Origin of the sequence: Rossellomorea sedimentorum, assembly GCF_046237645.1 — a bacterium.
Lineage (GTDB): Bacteria > Bacillota > Bacilli > Bacillales > Bacillaceae_B > Rossellomorea > Rossellomorea sedimentorum.
This window is the reverse complement of record NZ_CP143546.1, coordinates 3,370,717-3,388,750: the sequence shown is the minus strand read 5'-3', so window position 1 is coordinate 3,388,750 and position 18,034 is coordinate 3,370,717. Positions and strand designations below refer to the sequence as shown.

Genomic DNA, 18,034 nt, shown 5'->3' with positions numbered 1-18,034 from the left:
AAGGTCGGATTTTCCCTCAGGTACAAGGGCTTATCTAACTGAACAAGGTGATTAGCTCTTTTCATTCTTGTTTACCAGGATAATTTCTGTTAATAGCAACAAAGTTCTAGAAAAGAGCCAATTTAAAAGAGAAAGAGAGGTTAGCCCAAAACGGACTAACCAAGCAGTCAATCTTTCATACTTTATTCACTCATGACCTTTTCGGCAATAGTGGTATTCACCAATTTATCATGCTGGATACGGCCCGGAAGTTCACCAGCTTCATCCATGATATCCTGGAGGTTATTCCATTCTTCCTCATCAAGAATTGGGTCGGTTGCATAGGACCCTTGGCTTCTGTAACGGTCGACTACTGTTTCGATGATTTCGAGTTCAGTATCTTCGAAGTATGACTGAATGATTTCAGCTGTTTCAGCCGGATCGTGCTCTTCCACCCATTTTTGAGCTTTATAAATGGCTCTTGTAAATTTAGCGATAGTTTCATTATTTTCTTTCATGAAGCTTTCTTTTGCCATAAATGTGGTATAAGGTACATGACCGGATTGTTCACCAAACGATGCGACAATATAGCCTTTTCCTTCTTTTTCAAAGATGGAAGCGGTTGGTTCAAACAGCTGTACATAATCTCCTGTTCCCGAAGCAAAGGCGTTAGCGATATTGGCAAAGTCAATGTTCTGGATTAGGTTTAAGTCCTTTTGCGGATCAATGCCCTGTTTCTTCAACACGAACTCCCCTACCATCTGCGGCATGCCGCCTTTACGCTGTCCCAGGAAGGTTGAGCCTTTCAGCTGCTCCCATTCAAAGTTCTCGATTTTTTCCCTGGCGACAAGGAAGGTCCCGTCGGTTTGCGTCAATTGTGCAAAATTGATGACAGGGTCACTTGAACCTTGAGCGTCCACATATATAGTCGTTTCGGATCCGACCAGGGCAACATCGGCACCATCAGCAAGCAGGGTGGTCATCGTTTTGTCTCCGCCCCAAGTGGTGGTCAGTTCAATCTCCAATCCCTCTTCTTCAAAGAAGCCTTTTTCAAGGGCAACATATTGAGGGGCATAGAAAATGGACCGGGTTACTTCTGCAACTCTGACTTTTTCTAATTCTTGCTCATCGTTTGCACAGCCCCAGACACCGAATGAGAGAATGAGGATCATAAATAAAGAAAAACTAATCTTCAGCAGCCTTTTCAATTGGGTTCCTCTCCTTTAGTCGATCATGACCCGGGCATAATGGCTGCAATGAGTCGCTGCACCGGGATGAAAGACATATATTGTTTGCTACTTATCGTATGTAAAAATAAAATTTGTGTGATTGCCTATGTCACATAACTGGTTGTGGGTAAATAGAAGGATGTTTGTATGGGTATTTTAGGGGTTTGTGTTTGTGTAATTAGGATAGAGGACGATAAGTTGGTGTTGGGTAAGTTAAAGTCCTTTAGGACGGTTTTAAAGGACGATAATTGATTTTTTCGGGAATTAACGTCCTATAAGAGAGCTTTAGAGGACGATAAATTGTTCTTTGTGGAATTAAAGTCCTTTAGGAGGGTTCTAGAGGACGATAAATTGGTCTGGGGTAAGTTAAAGTCCTATAGCAATGTTTTAAAAGACGATAATCGGGCTTACCAGAAATTAAAGACATATAAAAAATCTAGTAAGGAAGTTAGTTAGTCTTTTTTAGATTAACTTCCTCTAGACAGAGAAATGTTCAGGAAGCACTTATAAAAATAAATTTATACTACGGAAAGAAGGGATGAGAAGATGAAGAGCGGGACGATACTGGAAAGAGAAATGTTTCCTTCGCCGAATCCTTCGGTGGAGCTCTATTCAATCACTTATTATGCGGGCGGTCTCCGGATTAAAGGGATGCTTGCTCAGCCGAGAGATGACGGGCATTATCCAGGATTCCTTTATCTAAGAGGGGGAATCAAAAATGTCGGCCAGGTGCGTCCTGCCCGTATCGCCCAGTTTGCCTCGGAAGGTTTTATTGTTTTTGCCCCTTTTTACAGGGGGAATCAAGGTGGAGAAGGCAATGAGGATTTTGCTGGGGATGACCGTCATGATGCATTTGCCGCTTTTGACCTGCTGCAGAATCATCCCCGGGTCTCCGGCAGGAAGGTTCATGTCTTCGGCTTCTCGCGGGGAGGGGTAATGGCCCTGCTGACTGCTATTGAGAAGAAAGAAACGGCATCGGTTGTTACTTGGGGCGGAGTGTCGGATATGGTATTAACATACGGTGAAAGGAAAGATCTTCGGCGAATGATGAAGAGAGTGATAGGCGGGACACCCAAGAAGCACCCTTCCAGGTATAAATGGAGGACGCCTTTATACTATCTTGAAGAAATAGAGGCCCCGGTGTTGATCGTTCATGGAGCCAAAGATCATAATGTGTCCCTTGAACATGCCTACAGGCTCGAAAAGCGATTGAAAGAACTGGACAAAAAGGTGGATTCCTATTATTTTGAGGAGTATACACATTACTTTCCTCCAGCGGTCAACAGGGAAATTGTCGGCATGGTATGCAGCTGGATGAAAAATAACAGTTGAAGGATGGGTTATTCTATGGGAATGGGTCTGGAGCTAAATACAATGGTCGTGACGAAAGGAAATGAAGCAAGGCTGAAGGAAAATACGTTTCAGCTTATAAAGGAAGGATATCGTTTGTATCCGATGGAAATTCCAGTTGAAGTCAAAAGAATGAAGGATGGTGAAACGAACGGCTTTGGAAAAATCACCAAGCTGCAATGGGAAAACGGACAAACGGTCATTACATATGAATTGATATCGCTAAACAGCACCAACTAAAGAGACTGTTTCCCGATAAGTTAGCGTAAGGGTGAAATGAGCAAAAAAGTGGCGGACTCCAAATGGGTCCGCCACTTTTCATATATTATGCGTTAATCGGTCCGCCCTTAGATTTGATTTCTTCCGGGACGTTGGAAAACTTATTGAAGTTAGCTTTGAATTTGCCTGCAAGTTCTTTAGCTTTTTCTACATAGGCGTCTTCGTCAGACCATGTCTTGCGCGGTTGAAGTACTTCATCCGGTACACCTGGTACATTAACCGGAATTTGAAGTCCGAAGATATCATCAGTAGCCGTTTCCACGTTAGTCAGTTCGCCTTCAAGTGCTGCTTGGACCATTGCACGTGTGTAGGAAAGTTTCATTCTGTTCCCCACGCCGTACTCGCCGCCGGTCCAGCCTGTATTAACAAGGAATACTTGCGCATTGTGCTCATCGATTTTCTTGCCAAGCATCTCTGCATAAACAGTCGCAGGAAGCGGCAGGAACGGAGAACCAAAGCAAGTTGAGAAAGTAGCTTGAGGAGAAGTGATCCCTCTCTCTGTACCAGCTAATTTGGAAGTATATCCGCTTAAGAAATGATACATCGCTTGTTCCTTCGTCAGTTTGCTGATAGGAGGCAATACACCGAAAGCATCTGCTGTAAGGAAGATGATTGTATTCGGGTGGCCTGCCACACTCGGATCTACAATATTATCGATCGCTTGAAGTGGATAAGCAGCACGCGTATTTTCAGTCAGGGTGCTGTCTTCATAATCCGGGATACGAGTGTCTTCATCGACCATGACGTTTTCCAGGACAGAACCGAAGCGGATGGCATCAAAGATTTGCGGTTCTTTTTCACGAGTAAGGTCGATAGTCTTGGCGTAGCAGCCGCCTTCAATATTGAAAACGCCATTTGGCGACCAGCCGTGCTCATCATCACCGATTAAGCGGCGGTTCGGGTCGGCAGAAAGAGTGGTTTTTCCTGTACCGGAAAGTCCGAAGAACAGCGCGACATCGCCTTCCTGGCCTACATTTGCCGAACAGTGCATGGACAGGATATCGTTTTCAGGAAGCATGAAGTTCATGACGGAGAAAATGGACTTCTTCATTTCACCCGCATACTCAGTTCCACCAATCAATACCGTTCTTTTTTCGAAGGACACGATAATGAACGTCTCGGAGTTTGTTCCGTCAACAGCCGGATCTGCCTTGAATGTCGGAGCAGAGATGACTGTGAACTCAGCCTTATGATCCTTTACTTCTTCTTCAGTAGGGCGGATGAAAAGCTGATGGGCAAAAAGGTTATGCCATGCATACTCATTCACAACCCTGATCGGCATGCGGTGTTTCGGGTCTGCTCCCGCAAATCCCTTGAATTCAAAGATTTCTTCTTTTTCTTGTAGGTATTCGATCACTTTATTATAAAGTTTGTCAAAGCTCTCTGTTGAAATGGGGCGGTTTACAGAACCCCACTCAATTTTATCTTTTGTAGAAGGCTCTTCAACGATGAACTTATCCTGTGGAGAACGGCCAGTATATTTGCCTGTCTCTGCACGGACAGCACCTGAATTAGTCAGGATTCCTTCATTCCGATTCAAAACCTTCTCAACTAATTGAGGAACCGATAGTTGAACTTTTGTATTTTTTCCATTAAGTAATTCATTTAGTTTATTAGACAGGCTAACTGAAGTCATAGTAAATAACCTTCCTTTATACTTTATTTATCGCTCTCCTTTTTATCCATCCCTAGTAAAAAGAAGAGCCTTATATAGTTACCCCTTTGTTTCTTTAAATTAGTATAACACAATAAATCCATTAGTCTATACTAATTAACCATTTTTAAACGATGTTTTTAAATTGTCACATTTGTCCTGTTTAAAATTAATGTATGAGAGCGCTAACTTAAATTCTGTATTAATCATTTATTCTAAAATACAGGGGTGTAAACATCTATTTCCGGAAAAAAGCGGAATATTTATATTAAGTTATGCTATTACAGGGCTGTGAAATTGTTACCGTTTTCAACAGGATTCTTATATTATATAGGAAGTTTTGCGGAAGATTAAGCATAAAATCTTAATTTACATAGGATTTTTCATCTTTGACTGGAGAACGGGAAAATAGCAAAGTAGCCAGAATATTTGGCATTAAATAATTTTGTTGACACGTTTTGACAAAGTGCGTTAATATTTAGCATTGAACGGATACTCTTATTCCGAGCCGGTGGAGGGACAGCCCCAATGAAACCCAGCAACCTGCTTTTAGAACTTTGGACAGGGAATTCAAAAGGATTGGTCCAAACAAGGAGATAACATTTTGTCTATTTGTTTGAGCCAGAATCATATTTTGTGATTTAAGCATTACTGCTTATCCTTATGAACCACTATTCTGCTCAAAGAGAATTTCTAAGCAAAGGTGCTAATCTGATGCAAGGTTTTCCTTGATCGATAAGAGTGAAAGGCGCGGCTTAAATCATAACCTTTCCTCTAAAAGTAGACGGGAAGGTTTTTTTATTGGATAAATTCCAGCCCTGTAGATGAAGACTTTTGATAAAATGCTCATGTTTACTTCATACTACTAAGGGAATGAGTACCGTGATTGCGTATTGAGAACAGGCCTGATTTCTGTTCAGCTAATTTTATTTTCTAAGGGAGGAACACCGATGTCAAAAAAACGTCGTCTGTTTACATCTGAGTCCGTAACGGAAGGACATCCAGATAAAATTTGTGACCAAATTTCCGATTCAATCCTAGATGCAATCCTTACAAATGACCCGAATGCACGTGTCGCATGTGAAACGTCTGTTACAACTGGTCTTGTTTTGGTTGCTGGAGAAATTACAACAAGTACTTACGTAGATATCCCGAAAATTGTTCGTGAAACAATCAGAGGTATTGGCTATACTCGCGCTAAATACGGTTTCGATGCTGAAACTTGCGCTGTATTGACATCTATCGATGAGCAGTCTGCTGATATTGCAATGGGTGTCGACCAGGCCCTTGAAGCACGAGAAGGACAAATGAGCGAAGAAGAAATCGAAGCAATCGGTGCCGGAGACCAAGGTCTGATGTTCGGATTTGCTTGTAATGAAACGAAAGAGCTTATGCCTCTTCCAATCTCATTAGCTCATAAGATTTCCCGCAAACTGACTGAAGTGCGCAAAGACGATGTCCTTCCATACCTTCGTCCGGACGGTAAAACTCAGGTAACGGTTGAGTATGATGAAAATGATAAACCTGTCCGTATCGACACCATCGTCATTTCCACTCAGCACCATCCGGAAGTTTCTTTAGAGCGCATTCAGCGTAACCTGAAAGAATATGTCATCGATCCGGTTGTACCAAAGGAACTCATCGATGAAGATACTAAATACTTCATCAACCCAACAGGACGCTTCGTTATCGGCGGACCTCAAGGAGATGCAGGTTTGACGGGCCGTAAAATCATCGTTGATACTTACGGTGGATATGCACGTCACGGCGGCGGTGCATTCTCTGGTAAAGATGCAACAAAAGTTGACCGTTCTGCTGCTTATGCTGCACGTTATGTGGCGAAAAATATTGTTGCTGCAGGCCTTGCTGATAAATGTGAAGTACAGCTTGCATACGCAATCGGTGTGGCACAGCCGGTTTCCATCTCAATCGATACATTCGGAACAAGCGAAGTTTCTGAAGATACATTGATTGAAGTTGTACGTAACAATTTCGATCTTCGTCCTGCAGGAATCATCAAGATGCTTGACCTTCGCCGTCCGATCTACAAACAGACAGCTGCTTACGGCCACTTTGGCAGAAGCGACCTTGACCTTCCTTGGGAGCGCACTGACAAAGCTGAGGCTCTTAAACAGCAGGCTCAAGCATAATAAAAAATTGAACGTTCAGCCCGGGGCATACAGCTTCGGGCTTTTTTGTATTTGTATGGAGAAAGTAGTTCATAAGACTAAAAAGGCATCTGAATTTGGATTTGAGTGTCTCACGAAGGGTTAATGAGACCAAAAAGGAATCTGAATTTGGATTAGGGTTCATAGGGCCAAAAAGTCAGTCGTTTTTGGAATAGGGTGCCTCATGAAGGGTTCATAAGACCAAAAAGTCATCAGAAATTGAATTAGGGTGCCTCATGAAGGGTTCATAAGACCAAAAAGGCACCAGAAATTGAATTAGGGTATCTCCTGAAGAGTTCCAACAGAAAAAAAAGAAATCGAAGTCAAGGGTGGAGCGTTCCTCGAAAAAATTGGTTTTGAAAAAGCTTAATCGTATCTTATGCCCCTTATGCCCTCCTGAAACAAAAAAATCCCTCCCTGCTTAAGAAGAAGAGGGGGGATACAATCGCAATCCTCACGATTCTTTTACCAAAAAAAGAATACCTGGAAGGGATAATGGGTAAAAAACAGTAGATTCTATTACGTAAGAGGTTTCAATGATTTATAGTACTGGCCTTTTTCGGCGTACTCCCTTGAGATTCTTTTCATCTCGCTGATGTCGTTTTCATTCAGTTCCCTGATTACTTTTGCCGGTCTGCCAAAGGCCATGCTGTTTGGAGGAATCACTTTGCCGGGAGGCACGAGACTTCCTGCACCGATAAATGCCCCCTCCCCAATTTCTGCATTATCCAGGATGGTGGAACCCATACCGATTAATGCTTTTTTCCTTATTTTGCAGCTGTGCAGAATAACGCTGTGCCCAACTGTCACCTCATCTTCCAGGATCAATGGATTATTTGGGCTTTGGTGGAGAACTGAGTTATCTTGGATATTGACTTTTCTTCCGATGATGGTGGGAGCAACGTCACCGCGGATAACTGTGTTGAACCACACCGAGGATTCTCCGCCGATTTCGACATCACCCGTGATAGTTACATAATCAGCAATATAGGCACTATCAGAGATTTTTGGCTTTTTGCCATTATATTCATAAATCATTTTGCTTCTCCTTTCAAAAGGCAGTTATAATATATCTAATAATTTGAGTTTACCATACTAAAGGTTTCAATAAGGAGGAATAGCCATGTGGAAATGGGAAACGGAACAGGAAGCGAAAGCGGTCATTGTTATCATACATGGTGCAATGGAGCATCATGGCCGTTACGGGTGGCTCATTGAAATGTGGCGGACATCCGGCTATCACGTAATCATGGGGGACCTTCCGGGTCAAGGGATGACATCGAGGGCGCAAAGAGGCCATATCGACTCATTTGACGAATATATTATTGAAGTAAAAGATTGGGTCCAGGCAGCATATCAATTTGATTTACCGGTATTTGTCATCGGACACAGCATGGGCGGCTTAGTTGCGGCGAGAATGATGCAGGAATCCCATATCAATATAGCTGGTTTGATTTTGTCCTCCCCTTGTTTGGGGCTGGTTGAGTCGATTCCGAAACCGCTTGAACTTCTCTCTCATGTATTGAACAAGGTTGCGCCCCAAGTAAAATTTTCTTCGGGGTTGACGGTGGACCTTGCGACCCGGAACGAAGAAGTCAGGGAGATTGATAGCAATGACTCGTTGTATGTGACCAAGGTATCGGTCCGCTGGTACCGGGAATTGGAACACGCAATCAAGCAGGCTTTTGTAAACATTGAAAAGATGCCCGATATTCCTTTGTTGGTCATGCAGGGCGGGGATGATAAGATTGTAGATAAGTCTCTGGTGAAAAAATGGTTTAATGAACTTTCACTGTCAGAGATGCATTATAAAGAATGGCCTAAATGTTATCATGAGATTTTTAATGAGCCCGAACGTGATGAGGTCTTTGAGTATGCGAAAACCTTTGTGGAGTCGAGATTAAAAGCAATCGGTTATGTCGTACAATAGTAAATATTCCTGAAGAAACTAGTGTGAGGTGAAGTACATGTCCATTCCCACTCATCCCTTTTCACTGATGAGCCAGGTTTATCGCAAGGTATTTCCTGTTGTCCACAGGGAGCTGGCTTATTGGACGCATAAAGCAGAAGCGATTCCGAACGAAGAGCTGAGGACTCAGGCACTTGCTAGCATCCGCCATAAGACCTTTCATTGTGAAGGAGGTTCAATTCTGGCTCTTCTTGCATTAATGGAGAGGGACAAGGCGATTAAATTCATTGTTGCTTACCAGACGATAAGCGATTACCTCGATAATCTTTGTGACAGGAGTACATCTCTGGATCCACAAGACTTTTCGGCTCTGCATGAATCAATGAAAGATGCCCTTACTGTGGGAGCACCTCTAAGGGAATATTACAGGTACAGAGAGGATCAGGACGATGATGGATATTTATCGGGACTGGTACAAGCATGTCAGTCTGTGTTGTCAGAAGTGCCCGGCTACCCGTCCATTAAACCCTACCTGCATGAACTCTGTGATTATTATTGTGACTTGCAAATACATAAACATGTCAAAAAAGAAGAACGAACGGACAGGCTTAAAAGTTGGTTTTATCAGTATAAAGATACGCTGCCAGAAATGGACTGGTATGAGTTTTCGGCATGCTCGGGCTCGACCCTGGGGATCTTCTGCCTTGTTTCATATGGACTGCGGGAAGATTTCGATGATTTCCAGGCGGATTCAATTCGAAATGGATACTTCCCTTATATTCAAGGGCTTCATATCCTTCTGGATTATTTCATCGACCAGGAAGAAGACGTTGAAGGCGGAGATTTAAACTTTTGCTTCTATTACGAAAGTGAAGAGGAGTTAAAACGAAGGTTGCTGCACTTCCTTCAAAAAGCAGACGAAAATACGAGTCAGCTTCCCCATGCGAATTTTCACCGCCTGATCAACAAGGGGCTGATAGGTGTATATCTTTCAGACGAGAAAGCGTGGAAACAACAAAAGGTTTACTCTTTCTCTAAAGAGTTCCTGAAGGCCTCAGGATGGGTGACCAAGTTCTTTTATTATAATGGAAAAATATATCGAAAGTTTCAGGGGTGGAAAAAGAGTTCCTGATACAAAGCAGATGACCTGGGAAATGGTCATCTTTTTTTGTGTTGAAGAGTCTTCACGCTCCATAAAGTACCTTATAAACCCATATGTTGGTTAGAAATAGCAATTTAATAGTCTAGAAGAATCACTACTATATATTCTTGTTGTTCCACTATATGGAATGAATATTCCCTCAAGACCTAGAAATGGAAAAATATTATAGTACTATAGATTCCTTTTCTCCTGAATCGATGTATTTTTCTGAATTATAAGTTATATTTACATTTGTTAAGGAAAAATCACATTTCATTTACATAAAGGAGGAATCACGTGTGAAATCACGTAAAATGTTATCTTTAGCGATGACAGCTGCCATGAGTATCGGAGCATTTGCCGTTCCAGCTTCTGCAGGAACTGTCTCACCTCAGAACGTTTTGGCGAAGCCGGCTAAGGCAGTGGAACATCATCATGGCGGTCCCTTCGATCTTGGGATTGCGAATGATGACCGTTTGATTGAAATGCTTCAAAAAGAGGGAGTCATTGAAAAAGGTGCAACTGCGGCTGAGGCACAGAACGCCCTGAATAAATTTTTGGCAACAAAAGCAGATGCTGCTGAAAAAGAAGCAGGAGAGCTTCATGGCGAAGAAAAAGAAGTCAAAGCAAAATTGCAAAAAGAGATGAAAACCAACAGCTTGACTAACGGTAAGGGAAATAAGCTTGGACAAACCCAAAAGAACTCACCTGCTTCTGTAGAAAAGGAAGTATACGATGGGAAAATGCGTACCGACAAAGTATTAGTCCTTTTAGTAGACTATCCGGATAAGCCACATAATACTTTGAGCGCAGATGAGACAGATATGCACTATGAAGGTGAAAATGCCTACTCTCGTGAGCACTATCAAGACATGCTGTTTGGTGACGGCGGCTGGACAGGCCCTGATGGTGAAACATATGTATCAATGAAACAATACTACGAACAGCAATCAGGCGGAAGCTACTCAGTAGAAGGTGAAGTGGCAGGCTGGTACACAGCAAGCAAAAATGCGGCTGAATACGGCGGAAACTATCCGAATCCTAACGGTAATGACGTGAACGCGCGCGGTCTGGTTAAAGAAGCATTGGCTGCTGCCGCTGCAGATCCGACTGTAAATATTGCAGACTATGACCAATGGGATCGTTATGACTTGGACGGTGACGGAAACTACTTAGAGCCGGATGGACTTGTGGATCACTTGATGGTCATCCATTCTGGAGTGGGTGAAGAAGCTGGCGGCGGCTCTTTGGGATCTGATGCAATCTGGTCTCACCGCTGGAATCTTGGCGGAGTTCATAAACTTCAAGGTACAGAAGCTGCTGTTCCTTATTGGGGCGGTCAAATGGCAGCTTATGACTATACAATTGAGCCCGAAGACGGAGCCGTTGGCGTTATGGCCCACGAATTCGGTCACGATTTAGGTTTGCCGGATGAGTATGATACTCAATATACAGGTGCTGGTGAGCCGGTAAGTTACTGGTCCATCATGTCTAGCGGAAGCTGGGCTGGTGCCATCCCTGGAACAATGCCGACAGGATTCAGCCCCTACATGAAAGAAATGCTTCAAACGTCTGCGGTGGTAGACAGCGAGGGAACAAAAGGAAACTGGCTGACCGGTACAGAGATCAGCATTGATGAGGTAACCAGCAATGGTGTTGAAGTCCTTCTTGACGAAGCGGCAACAAAAGGCAAGAACAACGATGTAGTAAAAGTGAAGCTTCCGCAAAAGGAAACGGTTATTACCACCCCGGCAAGCGGCAAGCATGCATACTTCTCTGGAAGTGCAGATAACTTGCACAACGTCATCTCGACTACAGTAGACCTAACAAACGCTTCAACTGCTCAGTTCAATTTTAAAACTTGGTATGATATAGAAACGGATTGGGATTACGCGTATGTAACAGTCAATGGTGAGCCGGTGGCAAGTGATATTACAACAAACACAAATCCACATGGTTCTAATCTTGGAAATGGAATTACAGGGTCTTCTGACGGCTGGATCGATTCTTCTTTCGACCTTTCCGATTACGCTGGCCAGGAAGTTGAAGTGGCGATTGAATATGTGACAGATGCTTATGTATCCAATCCAGGCCTATACGCTGATGATCTTTCAATCGTAGTGGACGGGCAAGAAGTTTTGTTTGATGATGCAGAAGGAGACGCTAAATTCTCACTTGCAGGATTTGAACAAAACGATGGTATCAAGCGATCTGAACATTACTACCTCTTAGAATGGCGCAGCCACAACGGCGTGGACGAAGGTCTTAAGAACATTCGCCGTGGTGAAAGCCTGATGACATTCGATGAAGGCCTTGTTGTATGGTATGTTGATAAAGCATACAGCGAAAACTGGACGGGTATCCATCCTGGTGACGGCTTTGTAGGCGTTGTTGATGCCGACCAGCATACAAACTACTGGAGTGACGGTTCAGTTGCATCTACCCGCTACCAGGTTCATGATGCGGCATTCAGTTTTGATAAATCTAAAGAAATGTTCCTTGATTACTCAGATCTCCTGGGAATCACAATGAAAGATAATTACACAAAACGCACTCCGTTGTTTGACGACAGTGCCGACTACAGCAACAAAGGTCTTGTAGATGCAGGACGCAACGTACCTGAATACGGCTTGAAATTCCGTGTTGTGGGTCAAAGCGCTGACAAGACTGTAGGGAAAGTATTGATTTACAAATAAAGTTTACTTAAAGGGTGAGGGCCATGAGGCTCTCACCCTTTAAGCATGTTAGTAGACATTTTTACTTTTACTCATGATAATAATAGGCACATGTGAGAGAAGGAGTTGTCGAAAGGAATGACACTAAAACTAAGTGTGCTGGATCAATCGCCGATTGCTGAAGGGATGAGTCCTGAAACAGCTCTTGAGAATACAGTCAAACTGGCAAAATATGCAGAAGAATTGGGTTTTAGCCGCTTTTGGGTTTCTGAACATCATGATACCACTACACTCGCAGGCTCTTCACCGGAAGTGCTGATTGCTCACCTTGCTGCAAAAACAGAGAGGATCCGCATAGGTTCCGGGGGCATAATGCTGCCCCATTACAGTTCCTATAAAGTCGCTGAAAACTTCCGCGTCCTTGAAGGTCTGAATCCAGGTCGAATCGATTTAGGGATTGGGAGAGCTCCAGGGGGGATGCCGAGGGCCTCGCTGGCCTTAAACAACGGCAGCTATCGCAATGTCAACCAGTATCCTGAACAAATCGATGACCTGCTCGGCTATCTTATGGACGAACTTCCTGACAATAATCCATACGAAGGTTTGCAGGCAACCCCAAAGATAAGTACGATCCCAGAAGTCTGGATGCTCGGTTCCAGCCCATCAAGCGCTGTACTGGCTGCCCAAAAAGGGCTTCCCTACACGTTCGCGCAATTCATAAATGGAGAGGGCGGACCTCAATATACAAAAGATTATCGAAGTCATTTCATTCCGTCTAAACTTTTGAGCCGGCCCAGAAATATGACGGCGGTTTTTGTGATATGTGCTGAGACTGATGAAGAAGCAGAAAGAATCGCTACAAGTATCGATCTCTCACTCATTATGGTTGAGCAGGGGATGCGTTCAAACGGGACCCCAAGCCCGGAGAAGGCAGCGGCTTATCAATACAGCCGTTTTGAAAAAGCGAGGGTTTTAGAGAACCGCAAACGTATGATAGTCGGTAACCCTCAAGTTGTAAAAAAGAGACTGATGGAACTGAGTGAACAATATGAAACAGATGAAATCATGCTTGTAACCATTACCCATGATTTTAAGGATAAGGTAAAGTCTTTCGAGCTTATTGCAGAAGAGGTACTGTGATACTTTTCAGTTTCCAGGACGACTTCCATTTTATTAATCCTTCAAAAAAGAGGACGAAATCTCATGAGATTTCGTCCTCTGATTGATTGTGCTGTTTTGTTGATAGCTTATTTTCATTATTCCTAAAGCGACTGTCTTATCTTTTTTCCAACGCCACAATAAACGGCGGATTGTTAATGCCGTTCATGAATTGATAACGTAAAACATGGACATAATTTTGATCTAGTCTTTCTACATATCTTAGAAGGTAATCCCTCTCGACGGCGCCTTCCCTGTGTCCGTGGTAGATGACAAGAACGATGATTCCTTCGGGAGCCATCATTTCCAACAGGGCGTCGATTGCTTTTATTGTGGTAGTGGGCCGGGTCACAATCGTTTTATCGCCGCCGGGCAGGTAGCCAAGATTGAAGATGGCGCCTGTGACCTTTCCGTAGTGAACAGGGGGAACGACATTACCTACAGTTTCGTGCCCTTGTTTAAAAAGTGTCACCCGTTCGTGCAAATTATGGGTTATAAGTCTTTCTTTGGTATTGAAAAGAGCCTCTTCCTGTATGTCAAAACCGTAAACTCGTCCGTTTTCTCCCACCAGCTGGGCCAGATAAAGGGTATCATGCCCATTTCCAAGTGTAGCGTCAATGGCGATGTCACCAGGTTTTACAGCGGCAGAAAGCAATTGGCGCGCGAATGGGAGTACTCTTTCAAGCTTCATACCTCCACCTCCGCTTTATAGAACTTTCCCTGCCAGCTGTCCCTGCGCTGAAGTTCCGCGTCGATGGCATTCAAAACATTCCACTTGTTTACACTCCACATCGGGCCAATCATTAAATCAATCGGGCCATCCCCTGTAATACGGTGAACGATCATCTCAGGCGGAAGAATTTCAAGCTGGTCACAGACAAGGCTTACATAGTCTTCGAATGAAAGGAACTCAAGCTGTCCCTTTTCATATTGCTTCACCATCGGGGTTCCTTTCAGCAAATGAAGGAGATGAATTTTAATCCCTTGTACATCAAGCTTGGCGACTTCTTTGGCTGTTTCCATCATCATACTGTAATCTTCCTGGGGAAGTCCGTTGATAATATGAGAACAGACGCGGATCCCATGCTTTCTAAGCTTGTTGACCCCTTCCACATAGCATTGATAATCATGAGCCCTGTTAATCAGGCCGGCGGTTTTTTCATGAACGGTCTGCAAACCAAGCTCCACCCAAAGGTATGTCCGTTCATTAAGTTCAGCCAGGTACTCCACGACGTCATCCGGCAGGCAGTCAGGTCTGGTCGCGATTGAGAGGCCGACCACGTCGTCTTGTTTCAACACAGTCTCATATTTTTCACGCAGCTCTTCAACGGGTGCATGAGTGTTAGTGAATGCCTGAAAATAGGCCATGTACTTTCCATCTTTCCATTTACGATGCATTCTGTCCTTTATGTCGTTGAACTGCTTCTCAAGCGGATCGACTCTGCTGCCGGCAAAATCTCCGGAACCAGCCGCGGAACAGAATGTGCATCCTCCATAGGCTACTGTGCCGTCGCGGTTTGGACAGTCGAAACCCCCGTCAAGAGCCACTTTGAATACTTTGTGCCCAAAGTGGTTGCGTAGATGATAGTTCCATGTATGATACCGCTTTACATCAGCGGCATACGGAAATGGGTTTGTCTTGTTTATGACAAACACCTCCTTAATAATCTCTCTCTAATGATGCTAGAAGCATTTTATCACGAAAGGGCGGCATATCCAATTACAGCACGGTTACAGTTGTGATAGGAAGAAATTTCTACTGATGATTCCTTTTTTATGACAAACAATAAACACAGAAGCATAGCTTCATTTCTGAAGTTTTGGAGGGATTACTTATGGCGACTAGACAATCTGTGGATGAGTGCTTGCAAAAGTGTGAAGATGCACTGAGATTCGCCCAAGAGCAATATAAATCAGGAACCAAACAAGAACATTACCATGACCAGGAATATACAGATGCCATGCAAAAGGTCGAAGAAGCAGTCAATGACATCAGGCATCTGGCGAACAGTGCGAATTCTCAGCAGCGTGAACAGCTTCACAGGATGCGCCTGCAGCTGCAGCAATTCCAGAATGAAATGGTCCTGTTAGATCACGACCCTGAATCAGTGGGAGGGAAACTACATTGAAAAAGCGTTCTAAACAAAATAACCCTGAACAGAAAACAAGAACTGCCGAGAGAAACCTTGATACCGAATTTGGAGAAGAATATAATCCGGTGAAGGAAGCGAAGAAGAGGTATGAAAAGCAGGCACAGCCGGTGAAGTCGAAGAATCGGGAAATTGAAAACCACTAATCATGATGACAAATCTAAGTGACACTTTTAACTAACAGTGTACTTGAAAAATGTACCCATAGATTATGTGGAGCGACCTAAGCTTATTATCTACAATACACAACAGGACATGGCCACGCTATGTCCTGTTGTAATTATATAATGCCTCTAAATAATCTAAAAAAATTACAATCGAAACCGATATTAAAGATGTAGATGAAAATATTGACGAAAGTTGTCGAATTTTAGGAGGAATAGGGTTGGGTGGTAAAAAACATAGTAGAAAAACGTTAAGGGGTTTCTTGACGACATTATTTATTATAATAATTGGTTCCTTATGTATGATTAGTGGAATATTGATGTATTTGACATCTAATAAATCCATTTATGAAACAATCAGTCAAAACAACATACTTCATGCAGAGAGAATTGCTTCATCAATTAATACCGATACATATAATCAATTTTTAGGGAACCCGGTAAAAAATGATACATATACCGGGCTTCGGGAACAATTAAATGATTATCGTGAAAAAATAGGCGCATTGTATGTATACACTCTTGAAGTCAAAGATCAAAAGGTTTCTATTATGGTGGATGGAATGGCCTCCAATGATGATGCTGTCGAAGTTGGGGAACCGACCACAGCTACGACCTTCAAAGATGTAGAAAATGTTCTGCAAGGAGAGGTCAATAGTACAGATATCGTTCATGACCCCGAATATGGTGATTATATTTCAACCTTTGTTCCTATTAAAGGTGATAATGGGGATGTAATAGGAGTCCTGGGTGTGGATATGGACGCTGAAGAGGTAAGTGCAATCAATATAGAGGTTCTCGCTTCATCGATGCCTGTGTTTCTGGGGATCTTTATTGTGATGATACTTCTGGCAGTCTTCATTATTCATTATTATCTAGGAAATCGCCTAAAACCGCTAACACAATTAAACAATGTTGCACTTTCAGTTACAGATGGTAAGCTTGCTCAAGCCAAGGAACAGTTGCAACAACTGAATAATAAGCATAAGGACGAAATATATGGGTTAACACAGTCGATGAGAAAGATGACTGAATTCCTTGACGAAATGATTCACGGAATAAGAAATGTTTCAACAAATGTAGATACGCAGGGGGAAGTATTAAAAAATGCTTCCGAAGAGCTGAAGCTGGGCTCTTCCCAAATTGCTGTTACAATGAACGAAATGGCATCAGGGGCAGAGTCACAAGCTGACCTATCATTGAATCTGAGAGGGAACATGCTGGAACTGAGTACCCTAATCGATCAATCCAAAGAGCAAGGTGAGCAATTATACGATGCCTCTTCAAAAGTGGAGGAAAATGCTGAAATCGGCTCAATATTAATGAAGGATTCAATTAGTAAGATGGAAAACATCTATCAAATCGTTAGTAAATCAGTTGAGAAAGTTCAAACACTTGAAGCACAAACAAATGAAGTGACTTCACTTGTCACACTTATCAGTCAAATTGCCGAGCAAACCAATTTACTTGCTTTAAATGCAGCCATTGAAGCAGCAAGAGCAGGCGAGCATGGGAAGGGCTTTGCAGTTGTTGCAGATGAGGTTCGTAAATTAGCTGAGAGTGTTTCTAACTCTGTCAACAGTATTCACGATATAGTCAATAATGTGAGAAACAATTCCAATGAAATGGCTCATTTCTTACAAGATGGGTTGAATGTGGTAGAGGAAGGCCGAACAGACTTAAACAAAACAGGGATGGCCTTCAGTGATATATCCACTACAATTTCAGGCGTAAACACCCTTGTTGAAACCATGAGCGGTCATTTAGAGACTGTGGGTGGTAAACAGGTTGAAATGAAGGAAATCATTCAGAATATGGCAACGATTACAGAAGGAAATGCAGCAAGTATTGAGCAGGTTTCTGCATCAACACAACAAATGAGCGGATCTACGGAAGATATGAGCTGCCTAGTGAATGAACTCGTTAGACTGTCCACAGAGTTGGGAACCTTAACTAATAAATTTGATTAACTCAACAGTCTGGTATATAGGTTGTAAATGCAAAAGGGACATGGCCGAGGCCATGTCCCTTTTCATTATCTGGTCGAAAGAATGCTTTCCTGTACATTAACTCTAAGGTTAAAACTTTACAAGTAACTAGAAAGTTTCATTAGTCTCTTACCCACAAAGTTTAGCTTAGCCTGGGTGTCTCATTAATCAATTCAATTTTGTTATACGA

15 protein-coding genes and 1 riboswitch are annotated in these 18,034 nt (G+C 42.9%); of the genes, 10 read left to right on the top strand and 5 right to left on the bottom strand.

Going from position 1 to position 18,034, the window contains the following annotated elements; translation table 11 throughout:
* Nucleotides 1-182: 182 nt before the first annotated feature.
* The gene (locus V1502_RS16600; RefSeq protein ID WP_409251735.1) at nt 183-1,187 is read right to left on the bottom strand and encodes an ABC transporter substrate-binding protein; all 1,005 of its coding nucleotides are present in this window, start codon (nt 1,185-1,187) and stop codon (nt 183-185) included.
* A 567-nt stretch (nt 1,188-1,754) separates the two neighbouring features.
* Here V1502_RS16600 and V1502_RS16595 point away from each other — a divergent pair.
* Together V1502_RS16595 and V1502_RS16590 are read left to right on the top strand one after the other, a co-directional pair.
* A complete protein-coding gene (locus V1502_RS16595) occupies nt 1,755-2,540 on the top strand; it encodes an alpha/beta hydrolase family protein (RefSeq protein ID WP_409251734.1) in 786 nt (261 codons plus the stop codon).
* Between the two features lie 15 nt (nt 2,541-2,555).
* Nucleotides 2,556-2,798, top strand: coding sequence for a DUF2584 domain-containing protein (locus V1502_RS16590; protein WP_409251733.1), 243 nt, complete (start codon nt 2,556-2,558; stop codon nt 2,796-2,798).
* An 85-nt stretch (nt 2,799-2,883) separates the two neighbouring features.
* Here V1502_RS16590 and pckA read toward each other — a convergent pair whose 3' ends face one another.
* Nucleotides 2,884-4,473: a phosphoenolpyruvate carboxykinase (ATP) gene (gene pckA / locus V1502_RS16585; protein WP_409251732.1), complete on the bottom strand. Its 1,590-nt coding sequence runs from the start codon at nt 4,471-4,473 to the stop codon at nt 2,884-2,886.
* A gap of 513 nt (nt 4,474-4,986) precedes the next feature.
* Nucleotides 4,987-5,233, top strand: a riboswitch (SAM riboswitch).
* A gap of 208 nt (nt 5,234-5,441) precedes the next feature.
* Here pckA and metK point away from each other — a divergent pair.
* Nucleotides 5,442-6,641 (top strand): methionine adenosyltransferase, encoded by a 1,200-nt coding sequence (metK, locus tag V1502_RS16580; protein WP_409251731.1) that lies wholly within the window; start codon nt 5,442-5,444, stop codon nt 6,639-6,641.
* Nucleotides 6,642-7,178: 537 nt separating this feature from the next.
* Here metK and V1502_RS16575 read toward each other — a convergent pair.
* Complete coding sequence (locus V1502_RS16575) at nt 7,179-7,697, bottom strand: gamma carbonic anhydrase family protein (protein WP_409251730.1); 519 nt, start codon at nt 7,695-7,697, stop codon at nt 7,179-7,181.
* Nucleotides 7,698-7,782: 85 nt separating this feature from the next.
* On the opposite strand from V1502_RS16575, the gene V1502_RS16570 reads away from it, so the two are divergent.
* The 4 genes from V1502_RS16570 (at nt 7,783) to V1502_RS16555 (ending at nt 13,524) form a co-directional block, all read left to right on the top strand.
* A complete protein-coding gene (locus tag V1502_RS16570; protein WP_409251729.1) occupies nt 7,783-8,589 on the top strand; it encodes a lysophospholipase in 807 nt (268 codons plus the stop codon).
* A 37-nt stretch (nt 8,590-8,626) separates the two neighbouring features.
* Entirely contained in the window at nt 8,627-9,700 is a 1,074-nt protein-coding gene (locus V1502_RS16565; protein WP_409251728.1) for a tetraprenyl-beta-curcumene synthase family protein, read from the top strand.
* A gap of 308 nt (nt 9,701-10,008) precedes the next feature.
* A complete protein-coding gene (locus V1502_RS16560; RefSeq protein WP_414646246.1) occupies nt 10,009-12,405 on the top strand; it encodes an immune inhibitor A domain-containing protein in 2,397 nt (798 codons plus the stop codon).
* Between the two features lie 117 nt (nt 12,406-12,522).
* Complete coding sequence (locus V1502_RS16555; RefSeq protein WP_409251727.1) at nt 12,523-13,524, top strand: LLM class flavin-dependent oxidoreductase; 1,002 nt, start codon at nt 12,523-12,525, stop codon at nt 13,522-13,524.
* Between the two features lie 136 nt (nt 13,525-13,660).
* On the opposite strand, the gene V1502_RS16550 is transcribed toward V1502_RS16555, so the two are convergent.
* Both V1502_RS16550 and V1502_RS16545 read right to left on the bottom strand, forming a co-directional pair.
* Nucleotides 13,661-14,233 carry a class I SAM-dependent methyltransferase gene (locus tag V1502_RS16550; protein ID WP_409251726.1) on the bottom strand — a complete coding sequence of 191 codons (573 nt, stop codon included), beginning with the start codon at nt 14,231-14,233 and terminating at the stop codon, nt 13,661-13,663.
* Nucleotides 14,230-15,189, bottom strand: a complete 960-nt coding sequence (locus tag V1502_RS16545; protein ID WP_409254376.1) for a TIGR01212 family radical SAM protein — start codon at nt 15,187-15,189, stop codon at nt 14,230-14,232. The genes V1502_RS16550 and V1502_RS16545 overlap by 4 nt, the downstream gene beginning before the upstream one ends.
* 188 nt (nt 15,190-15,377) lie before the next feature.
* Between V1502_RS16545 and V1502_RS16540 the strand changes: the two genes are divergently transcribed.
* The 3 genes from V1502_RS16540 (at nt 15,378) to V1502_RS16530 (ending at nt 17,826) form a co-directional block, all read left to right on the top strand.
* Nucleotides 15,378-15,671, top strand: coding sequence for a YtzC family protein (locus V1502_RS16540; protein ID WP_409251725.1), 294 nt, complete (start codon nt 15,378-15,380; stop codon nt 15,669-15,671).
* Nucleotides 15,668-15,838 carry a glycogen biosynthesis protein GlgD gene (locus tag V1502_RS16535; protein ID WP_409251724.1) on the top strand — a complete coding sequence of 57 codons (171 nt, stop codon included), beginning with the start codon at nt 15,668-15,670 and terminating at the stop codon, nt 15,836-15,838. Before V1502_RS16540 ends, V1502_RS16535 begins: the two co-directional genes overlap by 4 nt.
* Nucleotides 15,839-16,158: 320 nt before the next feature.
* Nucleotides 16,159-17,826, top strand: a complete 1,668-nt coding sequence (locus tag V1502_RS16530; protein ID WP_409254375.1) for a methyl-accepting chemotaxis protein — start codon at nt 16,159-16,161, stop codon at nt 17,824-17,826.
* The last annotated feature ends 208 nt before the right edge of the window (nt 17,827-18,034 follow it).